General features: G+C 56.3%; 21 protein-coding genes. 11 read left to right on the forward strand and 10 right to left on the reverse strand.

The window, feature by feature from the left end; all coding sequences use genetic code 11:
* Positions 1–19 precede the first annotated feature (19 nt).
* The 4 genes from rhaS (M8013_RS02405) to rhaB all read right to left on the reverse strand — a co-directional run bounded on the left by rhaS (M8013_RS02405) (position 20) and on the right by rhaB (position 4,739).
* Complete coding sequence (gene rhaS, locus M8013_RS02405; RefSeq protein WP_271266240.1) at positions 20–1,006, reverse strand: rhamnose ABC transporter substrate-binding protein; 987 nt, start codon at positions 1,004–1,006, stop codon at positions 20–22.
* A gap of 81 nt (positions 1,007–1,087) precedes the next feature.
* Positions 1,088–1,918, reverse strand: coding sequence for a rhamnulose-1-phosphate aldolase (rhaD, locus tag M8013_RS02410; RefSeq protein ID WP_271266241.1), 831 nt, complete (start codon positions 1,916–1,918; stop codon positions 1,088–1,090).
* A 95-nt stretch (positions 1,919–2,013) separates the two neighbouring features.
* A complete protein-coding gene (gene rhaA / locus M8013_RS02415; RefSeq protein ID WP_271266242.1) occupies positions 2,014–3,273 on the reverse strand; it encodes an L-rhamnose isomerase in 1,260 nt (419 codons plus the stop codon).
* On the reverse strand, positions 3,270–4,739 hold the full coding sequence (gene rhaB / locus M8013_RS02420; RefSeq protein WP_271266243.1) for a rhamnulokinase: 1,470 nt from the start codon (positions 4,737–4,739) through the stop codon (positions 3,270–3,272). Before rhaB ends, rhaA begins: the two co-directional genes overlap by 4 nt.
* Before the next feature lie 303 nt (positions 4,740–5,042).
* Between rhaB and rhaS (M8013_RS02425) the strand changes: the two genes are divergently transcribed.
* From rhaS (M8013_RS02425) to yiiM, 4 genes are all read left to right on the forward strand, one after another.
* Entirely contained in the window at positions 5,043–5,879 is an 837-nt protein-coding gene (rhaS, locus tag M8013_RS02425; RefSeq protein ID WP_271266244.1) for an HTH-type transcriptional activator RhaS, read from the forward strand.
* 73 nt (positions 5,880–5,952) lie between these two features.
* Positions 5,953–6,801, forward strand: a complete 849-nt coding sequence (gene rhaR / locus M8013_RS02430) for an HTH-type transcriptional activator RhaR (RefSeq protein ID WP_271266245.1) — start codon at positions 5,953–5,955, stop codon at positions 6,799–6,801.
* Positions 6,802–6,989: 188 nt separating this feature from the next.
* Entirely contained in the window at positions 6,990–7,610 is a 621-nt protein-coding gene (sodA, locus tag M8013_RS02435; protein ID WP_271266246.1) for a superoxide dismutase [Mn], read from the forward strand.
* Between the two features lie 76 nt (positions 7,611–7,686).
* On the forward strand, positions 7,687–8,361 hold the full coding sequence (gene yiiM / locus M8013_RS02440; RefSeq protein ID WP_271266247.1) for a 6-hydroxyaminopurine reductase: 675 nt from the start codon (positions 7,687–7,689) through the stop codon (positions 8,359–8,361).
* A gap of 44 nt (positions 8,362–8,405) precedes the next feature.
* Here the strand turns inward: yiiM and cpxA are convergent, their stop codons facing one another.
* Both cpxA and cpxR read right to left on the reverse strand, forming a co-directional pair.
* On the reverse strand, positions 8,406–9,779 hold the full coding sequence (gene cpxA / locus M8013_RS02445; RefSeq protein ID WP_271266248.1) for an envelope stress sensor histidine kinase CpxA: 1,374 nt from the start codon (positions 9,777–9,779) through the stop codon (positions 8,406–8,408).
* A complete protein-coding gene (cpxR, locus tag M8013_RS02450) occupies positions 9,776–10,474 on the reverse strand; it encodes an envelope stress response regulator transcription factor CpxR (RefSeq protein ID WP_271266249.1) in 699 nt (232 codons plus the stop codon). Before cpxR ends, cpxA begins: the two co-directional genes overlap by 4 nt.
* A gap of 150 nt (positions 10,475–10,624) precedes the next feature.
* Between cpxR and cpxP the strand changes: the two genes are divergently transcribed.
* The 6 genes from cpxP (at position 10,625) to M8013_RS02480 (ending at position 16,753) form a co-directional block, all read left to right on the forward strand.
* Positions 10,625–11,125 carry a cell-envelope stress modulator CpxP gene (gene cpxP / locus M8013_RS02455; RefSeq protein WP_271266250.1) on the forward strand — a complete coding sequence of 167 codons (501 nt, stop codon included), beginning with the start codon at positions 10,625–10,627 and terminating at the stop codon, positions 11,123–11,125.
* Positions 11,126–11,279: 154 nt separating this feature from the next.
* Positions 11,280–12,185 (forward strand): CDF family cation-efflux transporter FieF, encoded by a 906-nt coding sequence (gene fieF, locus M8013_RS02460; protein ID WP_271266251.1) that lies wholly within the window; start codon positions 11,280–11,282, stop codon positions 12,183–12,185.
* 173 nt (positions 12,186–12,358) lie between these two features.
* Positions 12,359–13,321, forward strand: a complete 963-nt coding sequence (pfkA, locus tag M8013_RS02465; protein ID WP_271266252.1) for a 6-phosphofructokinase — start codon at positions 12,359–12,361, stop codon at positions 13,319–13,321.
* Between the two features lie 208 nt (positions 13,322–13,529).
* Positions 13,530–14,519: a sulfate ABC transporter substrate-binding protein gene (locus M8013_RS02470; protein ID WP_271266253.1), complete on the forward strand. Its 990-nt coding sequence runs from the start codon at positions 13,530–13,532 to the stop codon at positions 14,517–14,519.
* A gap of 106 nt (positions 14,520–14,625) precedes the next feature.
* Entirely contained in the window at positions 14,626–15,375 is a 750-nt protein-coding gene (locus M8013_RS02475) for a CDP-diacylglycerol diphosphatase (RefSeq protein ID WP_271266254.1), read from the forward strand.
* A gap of 73 nt (positions 15,376–15,448) precedes the next feature.
* Positions 15,449–16,753, forward strand: coding sequence for an SLC13 family permease (locus M8013_RS02480; RefSeq protein ID WP_271266255.1), 1,305 nt, complete (start codon positions 15,449–15,451; stop codon positions 16,751–16,753).
* A gap of 57 nt (positions 16,754–16,810) precedes the next feature.
* On the opposite strand, the gene tpiA is transcribed toward M8013_RS02480, so the two are convergent.
* Positions 16,811–17,578 carry a triose-phosphate isomerase gene (gene tpiA, locus M8013_RS02485; protein ID WP_271266256.1) on the reverse strand — a complete coding sequence of 256 codons (768 nt, stop codon included), beginning with the start codon at positions 17,576–17,578 and terminating at the stop codon, positions 16,811–16,813.
* Between the two features lie 111 nt (positions 17,579–17,689).
* Positions 17,690–18,280, reverse strand: coding sequence for a DUF1454 family protein (locus M8013_RS02490; protein ID WP_271266292.1), 591 nt, complete (start codon positions 18,278–18,280; stop codon positions 17,690–17,692).
* A gap of 119 nt (positions 18,281–18,399) precedes the next feature.
* Between M8013_RS02490 and M8013_RS02495 the strand changes: the two genes are divergently transcribed.
* Positions 18,400–18,819: a DUF805 domain-containing protein gene (locus tag M8013_RS02495; protein ID WP_271266257.1), complete on the forward strand. Its 420-nt coding sequence runs from the start codon at positions 18,400–18,402 to the stop codon at positions 18,817–18,819.
* Here the strand turns inward: M8013_RS02495 and fpr are convergent, their stop codons facing one another.
* Both fpr and glpX read right to left on the reverse strand, forming a co-directional pair.
* A complete protein-coding gene (fpr, locus tag M8013_RS02500) occupies positions 18,820–19,566 on the reverse strand; it encodes a ferredoxin--NADP(+) reductase (RefSeq protein ID WP_271266258.1) in 747 nt (248 codons plus the stop codon).
* 96 nt (positions 19,567–19,662) lie between these two features.
* Complete coding sequence (gene glpX / locus M8013_RS02505) at positions 19,663–20,673, reverse strand: class II fructose-bisphosphatase (RefSeq protein ID WP_271266259.1); 1,011 nt, start codon at positions 20,671–20,673, stop codon at positions 19,663–19,665.
* Between the last annotated feature and the right edge of the window lie 76 nt (positions 20,674–20,749).

Below are 20,749 nucleotides of genomic sequence, written 5' to 3' on the forward strand. Positions count from 1 at the left end.
CAGGGAGAGGGAGAAAGGATTAAAAGATTTTCGAGAACTTATCAATGTTGCTGGCATCGTAAACAAACGGCTCAGCCATCGCGCCGCTGCCGTCGGCATCGAGCTTCACTTTGCCCAGTTTACCCATGCTGGCTTCCTGCTTGGTGGCGGTGCCTTTCACCAGGTCATCCGCTAAATACGTAGCGGCATAGCCGAGGTCGATCGGGTTCCAGATGGCGAAGCTCTTGCTGGCGCCGGATTTCACCGCGCCCGCCATCTCAGACGGCAGGCCTAAGCCGGTGACATACACTTTGCCAATCTTGCCCTGGTCTTTAACCGCCTGCGCCGCCGCCACAATGCCCACGGATGACGGGGAGACAATCACTTTCAGGTCAGGATAGGTTTTCAGCAGACCGACCGCTTCACGGTAGCTCTTGTCCGACAGATCGTCGCCATAGGCCACGGTCACCAGATTGACCGACGGGTACTGTGGCAGCACCTTTTTCATCTCGGCAATCCAGGTGTTCTGGTTAGTGGAGGTTGGGGTGGCGCTGAGGATCGCCACGTCGCCTTTTTCGACGTTCAGCGCTTTCAGCGCTTCGGCCGCCAGCTTGACGTTGGTTTCGCCAATCAGGGCGTTATTGGACGGGTTGAGGTGGATCTGTCGGCCCGCTTTCGCCACGCCGGAATCCCATGACACCACTTTGATCCCGCGCTGCATCGCCTTTTTCAGCACCGGTACCACGGCATCAGGATCGTTGGCAGAGATAGCGATCGCATCTACCCCCTGCGCGATCAACCCGTTCAGCACTTCGATCTGCGCTTCTGCGGTGGTGGTGGTTGGGCCGGTATAAATCACTTTTACATCACCTAACTCTTTGGCTGCCTCCTGGGCGCCCACGTTTGCGGCTTCAAAGAAACCATTACCTAACGATTTCGCCACCAGGGCGATTTTCACTTCAGCTATCGCGGAACCGGACAACGCCAGAGCGGCAACGGTGAGGATCAAGCTTGTCTTTATTTTCATTGCTTTTACTCCACATGAGTCAGTTGTGTAGGGATTGCAGGTGCAGTTTCGCCCCGTCTCGGTGAGCGGGGCGCGATGTTCTTATTTGTACAGATCTAACGCAGACTGCATCGGGTTAACGCCAAAGCGTTTGCCCAGCGCAATCAGTTCTTCCCGGGTGATGGTCTGCTTCATGCCACCCATGGAATAGACTTTCACCAGCACTTCGGCAGACTTCTCGGCGGTGTCGATCAGGCCAAAGGTTTCATCAAGGTTCGGGCCGCTGCCAAACACACCGTGGAACGGCCACAGCACCAGGGAATGTTTTTGCATCTCAACGGCGGTGGCTTCGCCAATTTCGTCAGTACCTGGCACCATCCACGGCAGAATGCCCACGCCATCCGGGAACACTACCAGACACTCGGTACTGCCTTCCCACAGCTGACGGGTGATAACGTCAGTGTTGTTCTCCAGCACAAAGGTCAGGGCGATCAGGTTGGTGGCGTGGCAGTGCATGATCACGCGGTCTTTCCCACCGGTGGCTTTGATACGCTCACAGTGGGAAAGGAAGTGGGCCGGCAGTTCAGAGGTTGGCACCGCTTCGTGGGTCAGCCCCCAAAGAATGTGGTAGCCCGCGCCGTCGCTGTCCACTTTTACGATACCTAAATTCGCCGCCGGATCGAGCTGGACGTTGCGGAAGAACTTGCCGGAGCCGGTGACAATAAACGGCGTGTTGGCGAGCAGCGGCATCGGCTGGCTCAGGGCGATATAGCGCGGCTTCGCGTGGAAGTCGGCTTCGAACGGGGCGATATCCGCATCCTCCAGGCGTAGCGTCAGGTTACCGCCGTTGCGCTCGTCCCAGCCTTTCAGCCAGGCGTCGGTGGTGGCTTTGATCATGCCCTGGACGAACCAGGATTGAGTGATGGTCTGCATTCTGTGTTTCCTTTAAAAATGCCGGGTGGCGCTGTGCTTTCCCGGCCTGTTCTGACTTGTAGGCCCGGCAAGCGAAGCGCCGCCGGGCAATGTTGTTACTTACGATTCGCCAGCACGTCTTGCTCATACGCCCGCACGCTATCCAGCCACTGGCTGCCCGCCGGGGTATCGTTGCGCTGGCAGTACATCTCCCATACCGCCTGCCACGGCAGCGATTTTTGTTCTTCCAGCAGCGCCAGACGGGTGGTGTAATCGCCAGCCGCTTCCAGCGCACGCAGCTCCCCGGTCGGTTCCAGCAGGGCGCGCAGCAGGGCTTTTTTCATGTTGCGGGTGCCGATAACCCACGCCGCGATGCGGTTAATCGATGCGTCGAAGAAGTCGAGGCCGATGTGCACGCGGTCGAACAGGTCATGGCGGATAATTTCGCTGGCGATGGCCTGGGTTTCATCATCCAGCAGCACCACGTGGTCGCTGTCCCAGCGCACCGGGCGGCTCACGTGCAGCAGCAGGTGCGGGACGTACAGCATCGCGGCAGAGATTTTGTCGGAGATCACTTCCGTCGGATGGAAGTGGCCCGCATCCAGACACAGCGCGGTCTGACGGCTGGTGGCGTAACCCATGTAGAACTCGCCGGAGCCGACGGTGTAGCTCTCGGCACCGATGCCGAACAGCTTGCTCTCAACCGCATCGAGGTGGTGCGCCGGATCCAGTTTCTCGCTCATCGCGTCATCCAGCGCCGCCAGCAGACGCTGGCGCGGGGCGAGGCGATCGACGGTGATGTCTTTCATCCCGTCCGGGATCCAGATGTTCATCACCGATGGCGTACCGAGCTGCTCGCCGAAATACGCCGACACGCGGCGGCTGGCCTTCACGTGATCAATCCAGAACTGGCGAATCTCGTCGTCGGCGTGGGAGAGGGTAAATCCGTCGGCGCTCAAAGGGTGCGAGAAGCAGGACGGGTTAAAATCCAGCCCCAGCTTGTTGGCTCTGGCCCACTCGACCCAGTTCTTAAAGTGTTCTGGCTTAATCGCATTGCGATCGACCGGCTGGTCGGATTCCAGATAAATGGCATGCAGGTTCAGGCGTTTAGGGCCCGGGATCAGGCTCAGGGCCAGCTCGAGATCTGCCCGCAGTTCCGAGGCGTTACGCGCCTTGCCCGGATAGTTACCGGTGGCCTGAATACCCCCGGTCAGCGCGCCGCCTGGGTTCTCAAAGCCGGCGACGTCATCGCCCTGCCAGCAGTGCATAGAGACGGGCAGACGGTCGAGCTGACGCAGAGCCTCCTCGACATCCACGCCCACGGCGGCGAAACGCTGTTTAGCCAGTTCCCAGGCTTGTTCAAGTTGAGTGGTCATGCGCAAAGCTCCTTAGTCGGTCGTTGTTGCTGTAACTGCGCGCGATAGCGGGCAATTTCATGATCGGGATGGGGGGTAAAGGTGGTCAGGGCATAATTGCCGGTCACCACCTGACGGAATTGGTCAACGTTGGTCAGTTCGTCGAGGGTCATCAGCTGGATGCCGATATTGCCGAGGGTTGAGGCTTCAATCGGCCCGGCGACCACGGTGATACCGCAAGCGTCGGCGCACAGCTGGTTAAGCAGCTGGTTCTGGCAGCCACCGCCCACAATGTGCAGCTGGCTGAACGGCTTGCCGCGCAGGGTCGCCAGCTCGTGCAGCACCTCGGCGTACAGCAGGGCGAGGCTGTCAAAGATGCAGCGTGCCAGCTCGGCGGCGCTGGCAGGCACCGGCTGCGCGCTGTCGCGACAGGCGGCCTGGATCTCCGCGCTCATGTTGTCTGGATTGATAAAGCGGCCATCGTTCGGATTGATCAGGAAACGGCACGCCGGAACCGTTTCGGTTTCACTAATCAGGGCGGCCAGGTCGCTCACGCTCTGCTCTTTCAGCACCCGCTGCAGCAGCCACAGGCCCATAATGTTTTTCAGCACCCGATAGCGACCTTCTGCTCCACCTTCGTTGGTGATATTGGCCGCCAGCGCGTGCTCGCTGGTGTACGGGGTTTTGCTTTCAAAGCCCATCAGCGACCAGGTGCCGGAGGAGAGATACGCTGCATCCTGGCTGGCCAGCGGCGAGGCGATCACCGCGCTGGCGGTATCGTGGCTGGCCACGGCGACCACCGGGATCGAATGACCCTGCGGGCATATCCAGTGACCGATCACGTTGCCCGGATGGGTAGGCGTGCCGAACCAGCTCTGCGGTGCGCCGGTCCAGCTGAGCAGGTTTTCATCCCAGCTATCGGAGTTGATGTTCACCAGCTGAGTGGTGGTGGCGTTGGTGTACTCCCAGTTCATCTTGCCGGTCAGCCGGTAGCTGAAGTAGTCCGGGATCAGCAGCGCATGGGCGACGTTTGCCGCCAGATCCGGCTGCTGTTCAATCAGCGCCCGTAACTGATACAGGGTGTTGAATGGCAGGAACTGAATGCCGCTGCGACCATAGATTTCTGCTTTGCCAATTTGCTGCTGCGCGTGCGCCATCATTCCGTCGGTACGGCTGTCGCGATAGGAAACCGGCAGCCCGATGCGCTTGCCCTGGCGGTCCAGCAGCACGTAATCCACGCCCCAGGTGTCGATCCCGATGCTGTCGATGCGAATACCCTCTTCGCACACCTTATTCAGCCCGGTGCGGATCTCCGCTTCCAGGCTGTCGATATCCCAGCAGTCAAAGCCGTCCTGCTTTTGCAGACAGTTAACAAAACGGTGGATCTCGCGAAGCAGAAGCGTGCGCTGTTCGCGGTGATAGCTCGCCAGCATAACGCGGCCGCTGGATGCGCCTAAATCGACGGCCACACAATGGCGGAAAGTCATGGTCGGAGGTCCTTCTTAGAGTCATTGCTCGAAAGTGTAAGAAGGGGAACAAAAAAACACCTTCTTGCCACTGACAGCGGAATTCCACTGCTGGCAAGAAAGCAAAGATGAACGTGAGGGAGTTCACAATTTCCATTAATAGCGCGGATTTCGGGCGATGTGACGCTGGCCGCATTTCCGGATCTTTCCCGCCGTTTCTTAAAAAAGCGACAGGATTTGCGCCAATTGCTGTCGGAAATTTAAGGTGAGAACGGCATCCCTTCATTACTATTTTGAGAACATTTCTCATTAGTGGTGGCCGTGATGACCGTACTGCACAGCGTGGATTTTTTCCCTTCTACAGGCTCGCCTGTGGCGATTGAACCGCGACTGCCTCAGGCGGCCTTTCCTGAGCATCATCATGATTTTCATGAAATTGTGATTGTTGAACATGGGACCGGGATCCACGTCTTTAACGGCCAGCCCTATACCATCAGCGGCGGCACGGTCTGTTTTGTCCGCGACCACGACCGGCACTTGTACGAACATACCGACAATCTGTGCCTGACCAACGTTCTGTATCGTTCCCCGGATGCGTTCCAGTTTTTGTCCGGCATCAATCAGCTGCTGCCGCAGGAAATAGACGGGCACTATCCATCGCACTGGCGGGTGAATCAGTCCACGCTGCAGCAGGTACGCCAGCTGGTCAGCCAGATGGAACAGTCTGACGACAATAACGAAACCCATACGCTTGCCAGCCGCGAACTGCTGTTTATGCAGCTGCTGGTTCTGCTGCGCCGCAGCAGCCTGGTGGAGGGGCTGGAGAATAACGATGCCCGGCTCAATCAGCTGATGGCCTGGATGGAAGACCATTTTGCCGAAGAGGTGTGCTGGGAGACGCTGGCAGAGACCTTTTCGCTCTCGTTGCGCACCTTGCATCGCCAGCTAAAGCAGCACACCGGACTGACGCCCCAACGCTATCTGAATCGCCTGCGGCTGATCAAAGCCCGCCACCTGCTGCGCCATACCGATGATAGCGTGACGGATATCGCCTATCATTGCGGTTTCGGCGACAGTAATCACTTTTCCACCCTTTTTCGCCGCGAGTTTGAATGGTCGCCTCGCGACATTCGTCAGGGCCGGGACGCGTCACTTCAGTAACGCGAAGGCAATCACCGTTTTCTGACCATAAACCGGGTAATAATGTCAGGTTATTCACCGTTGGGGTTGGGATGTGGCGGGACAGCTGATTCTTCGTAGAGCCGATTTTTTTGCATCTTCCGCGCAGGCCGTGGCGGTAGCGGATCGCTATCCGCAAAATGTCTTTGCTGAACATACCCATGACTTTTGCGAGCTGGTGCTGGTGTGGCGCGGCAATGGTTTGCATGTCCTCAACGATCGCCCTTACCGCATTACCCGCGGAGATCTGTTTTACATCCGTGCCGAAGATAAACACTCCTACGCCTCAGTGAACGATCTGGTGCTGCAAAATGTCATTTACTGCCCTGACCGGCTGCGGCTCAACGTCGACTGGGGGGAGAATATTCCGGGCTTTCTGGATACGCGCGCCAACCCGCACTGGCGACTTGGCAGCAACGGCATGACGCAGGTCCGCCCGGTGATCACCCAGCTCGAACAGGAGAGCAAGAAAGACTGTCCGCACGCGTTTGAACTGTCTGAACTGCTGTTCGCCCAGCTGGTGTTAACCTTGAAACGCTATCGCTATGCCACCGACGGCCCTGCCGCCAGCGGGCCGGAAGCGTTGCTGGATAAGCTCATTACCACGCTTGCAGGCAGCCTCAACCGCAGCTTTGTGCTGGAAAAGTTCTGTGAACAGGAGCAGTGCAGCGAGCGCGCCCTGCGCCAGCAGTTCCGGGCTCAGACCGGGATGACGGTCAACCATTATCTGCGTCAGCTGCGGATCTGCCACGCGCAGTATCTGCTCCAGCATACTGAGATGATGGTCAGTGAAGTGGCGATGCAGTGTGGGTTTGAGGACAGTAACTATTTTTCGGTGGTGTTCAACCGGGAGATAGGGATGACTCCGGTTCAGTGGCGTCATCGCAGCCGCCATGCTGCCTGATAAATATATCGTCTGTGAGCGCGATCGCGCTCACACCCCCCGCCAGATCAGTAACATAACCAGAAGTTATAACCTTATTATAACTACGGCATTGATAAACATTTTCAATATCATTTAATTAACTATAATGAACCAACTGCTTACGCGGCATTAACACCTTTGCCGCCCGACAATTAATGGAGATGATTATGAGCTATACCCTGCCATCCCTGCCGTACGCTTATGACGCACTGGAGCCGCATTTCGACAAGCAGACGATGGAAATCCATCACACTAAACACCACCAGGCCTATGTCAATAACGCCAACGCTGCGCTGGAAAGCCTGCCGGAATTCGCTAGCCTGTCTGCGGAAGAGCTGATCGCTAAACTCGATCAACTGCCAGCTGACAAGAAAACCGTACTGCGCAACAACGCAGGCGGTCACGCGAACCACAGCTTCTTCTGGAAAGGCCTGAAAACCGGCACCACCCTGCAGGGTGACCTGAAATCCGCTATCGAGCGCGACTTCGGTTCCGTTGATAACTTCAAAGCTGAGTTTGAAAAAGCCGCTGCTACCCGTTTCGGCTCAGGCTGGGCGTGGCTGGTACTGAAAGGCGACAAACTGGCTGTGGTTTCTACCGCTAACCAGGACTCCCCGCTGATGGGTGAAGCAGTCTCTGGCGCATCCGGCTTCCCAATCGTGGGCCTGGACGTGTGGGAACACGCTTACTACCTGAAATTCCAGAACCGTCGTCCAGACTACATCAAAGCATTCTGGGACGTGGTGAACTGGGACGAAGCAGCAGCGCGTTTCGCCGCTAAAAAATAAGGTTGCATTGCCACCTGTGAGAAGCGAGTCTGATGACTCGCTTTTTTTATACCCACAATCTGCATAAGGAGTCGCGATGAACTATCCCGCTAACGTATTTACCGGAAAAGTAAGGGATTACGACGGCAGTCGCCCGAGTGCGATTGCTAAACTGCAGGTTGACGGTGAGCTGACGTTGAGCGAACTGGGGCTGGCTGGCGATGAGCAAGCCGAGAAGAAAATCCACGGCGGGCCCGAGCGCGCGCTGTGCCACTATCCGCGAGAACACTATCAGCACTGGGCGCGCGAGTATCCCGCTCAGGCCGACCTGTTTGTCGCCCCCGCTTTTGGCGAGAACCTCTCTACCGATGGGCTGACGGAGCACAACGTCTTTATCGGCGATATCTACCGCTGGGGGGAGACGCTGATCCAGGTCACCCAGCCACGTTCTCCCTGTTTTAAGCTCAACTACCATTTTGGCATCAGCGATATGTCGGCCCAGTTGCAAAACGCAGGCAAAACCGGCTGGTTGTACCGCGTAGTGCTGGCGGGCAATGTCTCCGCCGAAGCCCCGCTGGAGCTGGCGTCACGCCTGAGCGATGTGTCCGTTTATGATGCCTGCGCCATCGCCTGGCATATGCCGTTTGATGACGACCAGTACCGGCGCCTGCTGTCGGCGGCGGGGTTATCCACCAGCTGGACAAGAACCATGCAAAAGCGCCGCATTAGCGGCCAGATCGAAGATAATTCGCGAAGATTGTGGGGAAGTTGAACGTCATGCCGGGTAGGCGCAGCCGCCACCCGGCATGACATATGTTACGCGCGTTTATACAGCGGCAGCCACAGCGTTAAGCGCAACCCACCCAGCGGGCTGTCATCGGCTTTTACCCAGCCGCGATGCTGCTGAATGGCGGTCTCGACAATCGCCAGGCCCAACCCGGTACCGCCAGATTCGCGGTCGCGGGCCTCATCGGTACGGTAGAACGGACGGAAAATCTGCTCGCGATCTTCCGGGCTCACGCCAGGACCGTCATCATCCACGTTGATGGTGATCCCGTCTTTATCCACCGCAAACGCCACCTCAATTTTGGTATGCGAGTAGCGCAGGGCGTTACGCACGATATTTTCCAGCGCGCTTTCCAGCGTGTTGGGGTTACCGTACAGCGGCCATGGTCCCGGCGGGAAGTTAACGGTGAACGATTTACCCACCTGTTCCGCTTCGAAGGCGGCGTTGTCCAGCACCTCATGCCACAGGTGATTGGCTTTCACCGTCTCGCTGACCAGCGCGTTTTTCTGCTGATTGCGCGACATCACCAGCAGATCGTTGATCATGCTGTCCAGACGGTGCGCTTCCGTTTCGATACGCTCCAGTTCTTTGCTTTCACCACTGCGGCGGCGCAGCAGGGCAGTGCCCAATTGCAGACGCGTCAGCGGGGTACGCAATTCGTGTGAGATATCCGAAAGCAGGCGCTGCTGAGCGGTCATCATCCGTTCGAGCGCTGTCACCATCTGGTTAAAACTGGCACCTGCCGCTAAAAATTCCTGCGGGCCGGCTTCCAGTTCCGGGTGCTGTCGCAGGTTGCCCTGCGCGACTTCATCTGCCGCGTTTTTCAGCTTACGCGCCGGTTTCGCCAGACTCCAGGCTAGCCACAGCAGTAGCGGCGAACTGACCAGCATGGTGACAATCAGCAGCAGTAGCGGACGGTCAAATAGCAGGTTGATAAAGTCAGACTGAGAATTGCTTGCCGGCCGAATCAGATAGAGCTGGTAGTTATCTTCCCCGTCACTGACCGAAAAAGGCCCCACCATCTCTACGCGACCGTACTTTTTCTTTTGCGGGTGATCGGCGTTATCCGCCTGGCCAATAAAGTTGCGGATGATCTGCATTTCATTGCGTTCCGCGCCGATCACACGCCCTTCGCTGGTGACCAGCAGCAGGCGTTGTCCGGGCGGTGCCCACTTATCGATGGCGCGAAACAGCCTGCGCCACCACATCAAATCGTTGGGCGGATCAATGGCCAGTTCGGCTTCTACGTGCTGCTCGATCATCACACCCTGACGTTGCTCGCTGTCGAGGAGCTCCGTCATCTGGCGTGAGTCGAGTTTGGGTAACATCAAAACCAGCATTAAAACCAGTGCCAGCGTCAGCCAAAAAATGGCGAAGATGCGGGCGGTTAAGCTGCCTATCATGAAGCGGAAACCATCAGATAACCGCGTCCACGCAGCGTTTTAAACCATGGATGACCATCTTTACGCTCCGGCAATTTACGGCGCAGGTTAGAGATGTGCATATCAATAGCGCGGTCAAACGGCGTCAGGCGTTTACCCAGCACTTCCTGGCTTAAATGTTCACGTGATACCACCTGGCCGAGATGCTGCGCCAGCAGGTAAAGCAGGGTGAACTCGGTGCCGGTTAGCTCCAGCGCCTGGCCGTCAAAGTTGGCTTCCTGGCGGCCTGGATTGAGGCTGAGGGCGTCGACTTCCAGCGTTGGCGAGCTGTTGTCGGTATTCTGCTGCTGCTCGCTCCAGTGGGAACGGCGCAGGATGGCGCGAATACGCGCGACCAGCTCACGATCGTTAAACGGTTTAGGTAAATAGTCATCGGCACCCAGCTCAAGGCCGAGTACGCGATCCAATTCGCTGCCGCGCGCGGTCAGCATAATCACGGGTGTCTGGTGCGTCTGGCGTAGCTCTTTAAGCGTGTCGATACCGTTCTTCTTCGGCATCATGACATCGAGCAAAAGTAAATCGATGCTATCGTCGAGCTGGCTCAGGGCCTGCTCCCCATCATGGGCAACCGATACATCAAAGCCTTCCATGTCGAGCAACTCCTTTAAAAGGGATGTCAGCTCTCGGTCATCATCAACTAATAGGATTTTATTCATTCTTTAAATACCTCCGAGGCAGAAATTACGTCATCAAGGCTCTCTAATCCATGACTTTACGTTGTTTTACACCCCCTGACGCATGTTTGCAGCCTGAATCGTAGACTGTCTCTCGTTGAATCGCGACACGAAAGATTTTGGGAGTATGTGATGCGCATTGTTACCGCTGCCGTCATGGCCTCAACACTGGCGTTCAGTACATTTAGCCAGGCTGCTGGAGCTATCACCGGCGATAACCGCCCCTCAACGGAGGGAGTCGTGCAGCACAGTGGCCAGGTCAATATGTTTGATGGCATAAGTTTAACCGAACATCAGCGTCAACAGATGCGCGATCTTATGCAACGGGCTCGTCATGACCAGCCCCCTGTTAATGTTAGCGAAATGGAGACAATGCACAGCCTTGTCACCGCAGAAAATTTTGACGAAAGCGCTGTACGCGCTCAGGCAGAAAAGATGGCGCAGGAGCAGGTTGCTCGCCAGGTCGAAATGGCCAGGGTCCGCAACCAGATGTTTCACCTGCTAACGCCCGAGCAGCAAGCGGTTTTGAACCAGAAACACCAGCAACGAATGGACCAGTTGCGTGAGGTTGCACGGATGCAGAAGAAGTCTGAATCGACGCTTTTTAGTAGCAATACCCGTAGTAACCAGTAACCCTGTTTTTCCTTGCCATAGACACCATCCCTGTCTTCCCCCACATGATGTGGGGGTTTTTTTTGCCCGCCATTCAAATGTGTTAACCGTTTATTCATCTTATTGCCTCCCCTGCATCCGTTATACTAGCGGCAGAAGCATGTCAGGAGTGTTTATGAATCAAACTTATGCGCGGCTCGTCAACCGGGCGGCAATCGCTGCGACGATCATGGCGTCGTGCCTGTTGGTTATCAAAATTTTTGCGTGGTGGTATACCGGTTCGGTCAGTATTTTGGCCGCGCTGGTGGATTCGCTGGTCGATATTGCCGCTTCGCTCACCAATCTGTGGGTGGTGCGCTATTCCCTGCAGCCGGCGGATGAAGAGCACACGTTTGGGCACGGTAAAGCCGAGTCGCTCGCCGCGCTGGCACAAAGTATGTTCATTTCCGGCTCGGCACTGTTCCTCTTTTTGACAGGGATTCAGCACCTGTATACCCCGTCGCCGATGAAAGATCCCGGCGTGGGCATGATTGTTACCCTTATCGCACTTATTAGCACATTGGTTCTGGTAACGTTCCAGCGCTGGGTTGTGCGAAAAACGCAAAGCCAGGCGATACGGGCAGATATGCTTCATTATCAGTCTGATGTTATGATGAACGGCGCTATTCTTGTTGCGCTTGGTCTGGCCTGGTATGGCTGGCACCGGGCCGATGCGTTGTTTGCGTTAGGGATTGGGATCTATATTTTATACAGTGCCTTACGCATGGGCTACGAAGCGGTGCAATCGCTTCTCGACCGGGCGCTGCCCGACGCAGAACGGCAAGAAATCTTTGAAATCGTCATCTCCTGGCCAGGCGTCAGTGGGGCACACGATCTTCGCACGCGGCAGTCAGGGCCGACCCGCTTTATTCAGATTCATTTAGAAATGGAAGACAACCTGCCGCTCGTTCAGGCGCATCTGGTGGCTGAGCAAGTTGAGCAAGCGATTTTGCGGCGTTTCCCGGGTTCGGATGTCATTATCCACCAGGATCCCTGCTCGGTTGTACCCAGGTCAGACAACAAGCATTTTGAGCTTTCGTAATTCGTTGTAAAAAAGTGAGCCAGGCCAGCATTTTGTGGAAAAATAACTGCCATTTGGTCTGACCTGAATCAATTCAGCTGGAAGTGATTGATATACTATTTGCAGTATTCGTTGGTCGATAGACGTCTTCCGGCAACAGATTTCATTTTGCATTCCTAAGTTCAGAGGTAGTCATGATTAAGAAAATCGGTGTGTTGACAAGCGGCGGTGATGCGCCCGGCATGAACGCAGCAATTCGTGGCGTGGTTCGCGCGGCGTTGACGGAAGGTCTTGAAATTTTTGGTATCTATGACGGTTATCTGGGCCTGTATGAAGATCGTATGGTACAGCTCGATCGCTACAGTGTGTCCGACATGATTAACCGCGGCGGCACCTTCCTGGGCTCTGCACGTTTCCCGGAATTCCGCGAAGAGCACATCCGTCAGGTGGCTATCGAGAACATGAAGAAACGCGGTCTGGATGCGCTGGTCGTTATCGGCGGTGACGGTTCCTACATGGGGGCAAAACGCCTGACCGAAATGGGCTTCCCGTGCATCGGTCTGCCAGGCACCATCGATAACGACATCAAAGGAACGGACTACACCATCGGCTTCTTCACCGCGCTGGGCACGGTTGTCGAAGCGATTGACCGTCTGCGCGACACCTCCTCTTCTCACCAGCGTATCTCCATCGTTGAAGTGATGGGCCGCTACTGTGGCGACCTGACGCTGGCTGCGGCCATTGCGGGCGGCTGTGAGTTTGTGGTGGTTCCCGAAGTGGAATTCAGCCGTGAAGACCTGGTTAACGAGATCAAAGCCGGTATCGCCAAGGGTAAAAAACACGCCATCGTTGCGATCACTGAGCACATCTGTGATATCGAAGAGCTGGCACGTTACATCGAAACCGAAACCAAGCGCGAAACCCGCGCGACCGTTCTCGGTCACATCCAGCGCGGCGGCTCCCCGGGTCCTTACGACCGTATCCTGGCTTCCCGTATGGGTGCGTACTCCATTGAGCTGCTGCAACAGGGCTTCGGTGGTCGCTGCGTCGGTATTCAGAACGAAAAACTGGTTCACCACGATATCGTCGATGCGATTGAAAGCATGAAGCGTCCGTTCAAAGGTGACTGGCTGGACTGCGCGAAAAAACTGTACTGATAGCCGTTTTGCCCGGTGGCGCTTCGCTTACCGGGCTTACGGATCGTGCTGTTGTAGGCCGGGCAAGGCGAAGCCGTCCCCCGGCTTTTTTACGCCATTTGCCTATTTATTCCCCAATGTTATATCCAATCTTTTTTTATTCTTTAATCATTGGTTAGCTTTCTGGCACGCTACACTCATCAAAAACAACATTAAAGCGAGTTGGACGATGAACAAATGGGGCGTGGGGTTTACTTTATTGCTGGCATCGACCGGCGTTCTGGCAAAGGATATCCAGTTACTGAACGTGTCTTACGATCCGACACGTGAGTTGTACGATCAGTACAACAAAGCGTTTGCGGCGCACTGGAAACAGGAAACCGGCGACAACGTGGTGATCCGTCAGTCGCACGGTGGCTCCGGTAAACAGGCAACGTCGGTCATTAACGGTATTGAAGCCGATGTCGTGACGCTGGCGCTGGCATACGATGTAGATGCCATCGCGGAACGCGGGCGGATCGATAAAAACTGGATTAAACGCCTGCCGGATAACTCCGCACCGTACACCTCCACCATCGTTTTCCTGGTGCGTAAAGGCAATCCGAAACAAATTCATGACTGGAACGATCTGGTGAAGCCGGGTGTGTCCGTGATCACCCCGAACCCGAAAAGCTCTGGCGGCGCACGCTGGAACTATCTGGCCGCCTGGGGTTACGCCCTGCATCACAATAATGGCGATCAGGCTAAAGCACAGGATTTCGTGAAGTCGCTGTATAAAAACGTTGAAGTGCTGGACTCCGGCGCGCGTGGTTCAACCAATACCTTCGTGGAACGTGGCATTGGCGATGTGCTGATTGCGTGGGAAAACGAAGCGCTGCTGGCCACCAACGAACTGGGCAAAGACAAATTTGAAATCGTCACCCCGAGCGAATCGATTCTGGCTGAACCGACCGTGTCTGTTGTCGACAAAGTGGTGGATAAGAAAGGCACTCAGGCCGTGGCCGAAGCCTATCTGAAGTATCTCTACACGCCAGAAGGCCAGGAGATCGCTGCGAAGAACTACTATCGTCCGCGTGATGAAGCGGTGGCGAAGAAGTATGAAAACGCCTTCCCGAAACTGAAGCTGTTCACTATCGATCAGGAATTCGGTGGCTGGACCAAAGCGCAGAAAGAACACTTCTCGAATGGCGGGACTTTCGACCAGATCAGCAAACGCTAGACGCTGATAGCCACATCAGGCCCGGGACGCATCGCGCGACCGGGCTTTTTTGTTTGTCATCATTTTGCGTTACTCTTTCGTCTCATTCAGAAACAGGAAACGCATCATGAAAAAAGCCGCTTTTCTCCTGCTGGCGCTGGTGGCGTTAGCCATTGTGGCCGTCAGTGTGTTCCGGATGAAGGCGGGCCACCCCGATGCGCTACGCGACATTGTCCTCGACCAGTGCCTGCCCGGTCAGCTGCAGCAGCGCAATCCCGCGCCCTGCGCCCAGGTGAAACCGGATGCCGGATACGCGGTATTAAAAGATCGCAACGGGCCGCTGCAGTATCTGCTGTTGCCCACTTACCGGATCAATGGCACCGAAAGTCCACTTCTTACCCAGGCTAACACGCCCAACTTCTTCTGGCTGGCATGGCAGGCGCGCAGCTTTATGCGCCTGAAACACGGCGCGGATATTCCTGACAGTGCGGTGTCGCTGACGATTAATTCCCGCACCGGACGCACGCAAAATCATCTGCATATCCATATCTCCTGCCTGCGCCCGGACATCCGTGCGTCGCTAAATGCGCATCAGGCGCAAATCAGCACCCAGTGGCTGCCGTTCCCCGGTGGACTGGAAGGAAACACCTATCTGGCGCGTCGGGTAACGGATGCGGAGCTGGTCAAACGCAGTCCATTCATCATGCTGGCCGAGGAGGTCCCGGATGCGCGTGAGCATATGGGACGCTACGCCATGGCGATGGCGCAGCAGGCAGATGGGTCGTTTATCCTGCTCGCAACCGAGCGTAATCTACTGGCGCTTAACCTCGCATCGGCTGAGGAATTGCAGGATCATCAATGCGATATCCTGAATTGACCCCACCATAAATGGCGTTTACACAGGCAAACGCTCCTCGTAGACTTGCTGAAAAATTCTACAGGAGACAGGTATGTCGCTCTGGTTTACTCACCCGCTATTTCTGCCCTCGCTGATTATTCTGGTCACCATCGTGCTGTGGGCGACGGCGCTATTGCCGGAATTTCTTACCGCATTGCTGTTCTTTACGGCAGCGATGATCGCCCGTATTGCGCCGCCGGAGGTGATTTTTGGTGGATTTGCGTCGTCTGCCTTCTGGCTGGTGTTCAGCGGATTTGTGCTGGGCGTGGCGATCCGCAAAACGGGGCTGGCGGACAGGGCCGCGCGGGCGCTGTCGGCAAAGCTGACCGACTCCTGGGTGCTGATGGTGGCGAGCGTAGTGCTGCTCAGCTACGCGCTGGCGTTTGTGATGCCGTCTAATATGGGGCGTATCGCTTTGCTGATGCCGATTGTGGCGGCGATGGCGAGGCGGGCGGGCATTGCCGATGGCTCCCGGGCGTGGTTTGGCCTGGCGCTTGCCGTCGGGTTTGGCACCTTCCAGCTTTCCGCCACCATCCTGCCTGCCAACGTGCCCAATCTGGTGATGAGCGGTGCGGCGGAAGGGTCCTACGGTATCCACCTCAACTACGTGCCGTATTTGCTGTTGCACACGCCAGTGCTGGGCATCCTGAAAGGATTGATTCTGATCGGCCTGATCTGCTGGCTGTTCCCTGGTGCCCCGAAACCGGCGCAGGATCTGGCGCCATCGGAACCGATGGGGCGCGATGAGAAGCGGCTGGCCTGGCTGTTGGCCGTGGTGCTGGTGATGTGGGTAACCGAGAGCTGGCACGGCATTGGCCCGGCGTGGGTTGGGCTTGCGGCCTCGCTGGTGGTACTGCTGCCACGCGTGGGGTTCATCAGCGGCGAGGAGTTTTCGACGGGCGTGAACATGCGCACCTGTATTTACGTGGCGGGCATTCTGGGGCTAGCGATCACCGTAACGCAAACCGGGATAGGCCGCGCGGTGGGCGAGGCACTGCTACAGGTGATGCCGCTGGATGCCGACAACCCGTTCACCAGCTTCCTGGCGCTGACCGGCATTACCACGGCGCTGAATTTTATTATGACCGCTAACGGCGTGCCGGCGCTGTATACCACCCTGGCACAAAGCTTCTCGGACGCGACCGGTTTTCCGCTGCTGTCGGTGATCATGATTCAGGTGCTGGGCTATTCCACGCCGCTGCTGCCGTATCAGGCGTCACCGATTGTGGTGGCGATGGGCTTAGGTAAGGTGCCTGCGCGGGCGGGGATGTTGCTGTGTCTGGCGTTGGCAATCGCCACTTATCTGGTGCTGCTGCCGCTGGATTATCTGTGGTTCAGGATATTGGGACAGCTATAAAAAAAGCCCGGTAGCGCTCGCGCTTGCCGGGCCTGAAATGCAACGGGCGTTAACGAATTACGCCTGTTTAGCGGCTTCTGCTGCTTTTACGATCACTGCGAAAGCGTCTGCTTTCAGGGATGCACCGCCAACCAGCGCGCCGTCGATATCCGGCTGGGTGAACAGCTCAGCTGCGTTGGCTGCGTTTACGGAACCGCCGTACTGGATGATCACTTGCTCAGCCACTTTCGCGTCGGCTTTAGCAATGTGGTCACGGATAAATTTGTGAACCGCCTGAGCCTGCGCAGGGGTGGCAGATTTGCCAGTACCGATTGCCCATACAGGTTCGTAAGCGATAACTGCGCCTTCGAACGCGCTAGCGCCCTGAGTTTTCAGCACGGCGTCAATCTGACGTGCGCACACTTCTTCGGTTTTGCCTGCTTCGTTTTCTGCTTCGGTTTCACCGATGCACAGAACCGGCACCAGACCTTGCTCTTTCACCACGGCAAATTTCTTCGCGATGAATTCGTCAGATTCTTTGTGGTAAGTACGACGCTCAGAGTGACCGATGATGATGTATTTTGCGCCGATATCTTTCAGCATTTCAGCGGAGGTTTCACCGGTGAATGCGCCAGACAGGTTAACGTCAACGTTCTGCGCGCCCAGAATGATATGGCTGCCGTCAGCGGCGTGTTTAGCCAGATCCAGATACATGTCTGGTGGAGCGATAGCAACGCCGCAGCCGGTCACGCCAGCCAGCTCTTTACGCAGGTTCGCAACCAGTTCATTTACCATGTGGCGGCTGCCGTTGAGTTTCCAGTTACCCATCACTAAAGGATGTCGCATTTCAATTCTCCACGCTACAAGAGCGAATTAAGGATTATGGCCGCCCTGACGGGCAGCATGGTCTGTGAATCAGTATAGAGATTTTCCCTCGAAAGGCTTTGCTTTTTGTCATTAATTCACCCCTCCAGGCGTCTCAGATAGCGCCAGCTTAATCGGTTCAACAGCGAAGGTCAGCCCCTTTTCGCCGTTGTCTGCCACCACATAGCGAACCGCACCTTCCGTTTCGGCGTAGTAGCGCTTATTTTTGCCTGCCGACAGGAGCTTTTGCAGTTTCTTCTGGCTTTGAGAGGGGGTCAGTGCGGGGGTAAAGGCGCGTAAAATCGCACTCATGTACTCCAGCGCTTTGGCTTTCGCCGCTTTCTGTTCTGGCCCCTGTACGGGCAGCCAGGTGATCTGCATGCTCTTGATTTTTAGCGTTCCGCGCTCAAGCGCGGTAGAGGCATACAGATTGTCATTAATCTTACTGGCCGCGCGGGTCAGGTTCGGGGTGTCGCGGGCACCGTCAATGGCACGAAACTCGCTAAGTGCAAGCGTGGGGTTGCTGCTATTGAACGTTTCACGAAAGAGGCTAATGGACTGGTCAAAAGACGGCGCACCCGGCATTACATAAGGTGCCGTAGCAGGCGCGGATGTCTGTGCTGCGCGCGCAGAAAAGCTCGCACCCAGCAGTATTAAACTCAGCCAAATAAAGAGAAACTGCATCTTCATCAATAAAATCCCTGAATGTTACTACCCACGATTAAAACGGTATCCGCTTGGCTTGTCAAAAGGATGCAACTCCAGGGTAAACTACGCTCCGCTACGAATCTAAGGAACCCGATATGACCATACAGCAGTGGCTGTTCTCATTCAAAGGGCGTATTGGACGCCGTGATTTCTGGATCTGGATAGGCATCTGGATTGTCGCCCTGCTGATCCTGTTTAGCCTCGCGAGCCTCGCGTGGTTAACTACCCAGACCGCTGCATTTGTGCTGGTCTCACTGCTGTGGCCGACGTCAGCGGTGTTGGTTAAACGGCTGCACGACCGGGGCCGATCAGGGCTGTGGGCGCTGCTGGTTGTTCTGGCGTGGATGCTGCTGGCGGGGAACTGGTCGATGCTGCCGTCGATGTTGCCGTGGGTCGTCGGGCGCTTAATCCCCACCATTATTTTTGTGATGATCGTTGTCGACCTGGGCGCCTTTATTGGCACCCAGGGCGTGAATAAATACGGGAAAGATACGATCGACGTGAAGTACCTTTAATTACCAGTAGTGTTCAGCAGTCATATGGCCCGGCCGACGACGCAAATGTTTGGTCATCTGTCGGGTCGTTTTCAGCAGTTCCTGGGTATCGCGCACCATCTGCGGGTTGCCACACAGCATCACATGACAGGTTTCAGCCGCCATTGACAGACCCACGGCCGCTTCGAGCTCGCCATTTTCAATCAGCGCCGGCACACGTCCGGTCAGGGAACCTTCCACCGTTTCGCGACTGACCACCGTCTGAATTTTCAGTTTGCCTTCATAGCGTTTTTGTAATTCCAGCATCAATGGCAGATAGCTCAAATCGGCGGCATAGCGCGCGGCGTGAACCAGCACGATATTTTTAAACCGTTCCAGGTCCTGTCCGTACTGCAGAATAGAAAGGTAAGGGCCGATGGCGGTACCGGTTGCCAGCATCCACAGCGTGTCGCAGGCCGGAACTTCATCCAGCACGAAGAAACCTGCCGCTTCGCTCACAATCTGGATCTCATCGCCAGGCTTGAGTGCCGCCAACCGCGGGCTCAGTTTGCCATCGGGGACGGTGACCAGATAGAACTCAAGATCCGGGTTATCCGGTGCGTTAACGTAGGAGTAGGCGCGCTGCACGCGTTCGCCGTCGATTTCCAGACCCAGCTTGGCGAATTGCCCGGCAGTGAAGGGATGGATGGGCGCATGGACGGTGAGACTAAATAGCGCATCGGTCCAGAATTCTACCTTTTTAACTTTACCTGTTACCCACTCGGCCATGATGTTCTCCTGTGCTGATTTCTTGTTCTATCTTCCTTACCTGAGAGGCAGATTTCCAGCCCGTACGGGCCGGAAAGCTCAATTGATCAAACGGTATTACAGAATGTGGGTCTGCACGTCGGGATCTTTGCGGTCCAGATAGTGAATCGACTGGATGCGGCGAATGGTGCGTGATTTGCCACGGATCAGCAGCGTTTCGGTGGTCGCCATGTTGCCTTTGCGGCTGATGCCGTCCAGCAGGTCACCCTTGGTGATGCCGGTGGCCGAGAAGATGACGTTATCGTTACGCGCCATGTCATCCAGCTGCAGGACGGTATTGGCTTCAATACCCATAGCGGCACAGCGCGCCAGCTCCTGCTCGCCGATAAGACGGTTCGCGTCGCTGTCGCCTTTTACCGCATGACGTGCCAGCAGGCGGCCCTGCATATCGCCATCTAGGGCGCGGATCGCCGCCGCTGAAATTACACCTTCCGGTGCGCCACCGATCCCGTACAGCACGTCGACTTCGCTGTCCGGCATACAGGTGAGGATCGAGGCCGCGACGTCGCCATCGGGGATGGCAAACACGCGTACGCCCAGCTGCTGCATGTGAGCGATGACGGCATCATGACGGGGTTTCGCCAGAATAGTGACGGTCAGCTCGCTCAGCGGTTTATCCAGCGCGGCGGCAACGTTACGCAGGTTATCCGCCAGAGGCAGGTTCAGGTCGATAGCCCCTTTGGCGCCCGGCCCGACAATCAGCTTTTCCATGTACATATCCGGCGCATTAAGGAACGAACCTTTATCGCCCACCGCCAATACTGCCAGCGCGTTGGCCTGACCCATGGCGGTCATGCGGGTGCCTTCAATCGGATCGACCGCGATATCCACCGCGTCGCCTTTGCCGGTACCGACTTTTTCACCAATAAACAGCATCGGCGCTTCGTCGATTTCACCTTCGCCAATCACGATGGTGCCGTCAATGTTGACCTGGTTGAGCACAATGCGCATCGCATGAACGGCAGCCCCGTCAGCGATATTCTTATCGCCGCGGCCAAGCCACTTGTAGCCCGCAAGGGCGGCGGCTTCGGTTACGCGGGAAAATTCGATAGCAAGTTCACGTTTCATTGAGTACTCGTGCGGTCAAAAGGAATTGCACGAAGTTTATCACAGAGTGGGGAGGGGCGAGGGGACCGGTGCGGTC

The sequence above is a fragment of the Silvania confinis genome, from assembly GCF_025564085.1.
Taxonomy (GTDB): domain Bacteria; phylum Pseudomonadota; class Gammaproteobacteria; order Enterobacterales; family Enterobacteriaceae; genus Enterobacter; species Enterobacter confinis.

What these genes read in the sequence shown, in the direction of transcription:
- fpr (WP_271266258.1), bottom strand. Translation starts at nt 19,566, where the DNA reads ATGGCCGAGTGGGTAACAGGTAAAGTTAAAAAGGTAGAATTCTGGACC.
- tpiA (WP_271266256.1), bottom strand. Translation starts at nt 17,578, where the DNA reads ATGCGACATCCTTTAGTGATGGGTAACTGGAAACTCAACGGCAGCCGC.
- rhaS (WP_271266244.1), top strand. Translation starts at nt 5,043, where the DNA reads ATGACCGTACTGCACAGCGTGGATTTTTTCCCTTCTACAGGCTCGCCT.
- rhaA (WP_271266242.1), bottom strand. Translation starts at nt 3,273, where the DNA reads ATGACCACTCAACTTGAACAAGCCTGGGAACTGGCTAAACAGCGTTTC.
- M8013_RS02470 (WP_271266253.1), top strand. Translation starts at nt 13,530, where the DNA reads ATGAACAAATGGGGCGTGGGGTTTACTTTATTGCTGGCATCGACCGGC.
- fieF (WP_271266251.1), top strand. Translation starts at nt 11,280, where the DNA reads ATGAATCAAACTTATGCGCGGCTCGTCAACCGGGCGGCAATCGCTGCG.
- M8013_RS02480 (WP_271266255.1), top strand. Translation starts at nt 15,449, where the DNA reads ATGTCGCTCTGGTTTACTCACCCGCTATTTCTGCCCTCGCTGATTATT.
- M8013_RS02475 (WP_271266254.1), top strand. Translation starts at nt 14,626, where the DNA reads ATGAAAAAAGCCGCTTTTCTCCTGCTGGCGCTGGTGGCGTTAGCCATT.
- glpX (WP_271266259.1), bottom strand. Translation starts at nt 20,673, where the DNA reads ATGAAACGTGAACTTGCTATCGAATTTTCCCGCGTAACCGAAGCCGCC.
- pfkA (WP_271266252.1), top strand. Translation starts at nt 12,359, where the DNA reads ATGATTAAGAAAATCGGTGTGTTGACAAGCGGCGGTGATGCGCCCGGC.
- rhaD (WP_271266241.1), bottom strand. Translation starts at nt 1,918, where the DNA reads ATGCAGACCATCACTCAATCCTGGTTCGTCCAGGGCATGATCAAAGCC.
- cpxP (WP_271266250.1), top strand. Translation starts at nt 10,625, where the DNA reads ATGCGCATTGTTACCGCTGCCGTCATGGCCTCAACACTGGCGTTCAGT.
- rhaS (WP_271266240.1), bottom strand. Translation starts at nt 1,006, where the DNA reads ATGAAAATAAAGACAAGCTTGATCCTCACCGTTGCCGCTCTGGCGTTG.
- rhaB (WP_271266243.1), bottom strand. Translation starts at nt 4,739, where the DNA reads ATGACTTTCCGCCATTGTGTGGCCGTCGATTTAGGCGCATCCAGCGGC.
- cpxR (WP_271266249.1), bottom strand. Translation starts at nt 10,474, where the DNA reads ATGAATAAAATCCTATTAGTTGATGATGACCGAGAGCTGACATCCCTT.
- sodA (WP_271266246.1), top strand. Translation starts at nt 6,990, where the DNA reads ATGAGCTATACCCTGCCATCCCTGCCGTACGCTTATGACGCACTGGAG.
- M8013_RS02495 (WP_271266257.1), top strand. Translation starts at nt 18,400, where the DNA reads ATGACCATACAGCAGTGGCTGTTCTCATTCAAAGGGCGTATTGGACGC.
- cpxA (WP_271266248.1), bottom strand. Translation starts at nt 9,779, where the DNA reads ATGATAGGCAGCTTAACCGCCCGCATCTTCGCCATTTTTTGGCTGACG.
- yiiM (WP_271266247.1), top strand. Translation starts at nt 7,687, where the DNA reads ATGAACTATCCCGCTAACGTATTTACCGGAAAAGTAAGGGATTACGAC.
- M8013_RS02490 (WP_271266292.1), bottom strand. Translation starts at nt 18,280, where the DNA reads ATGCAGTTTCTCTTTATTTGGCTGAGTTTAATACTGCTGGGTGCGAGC.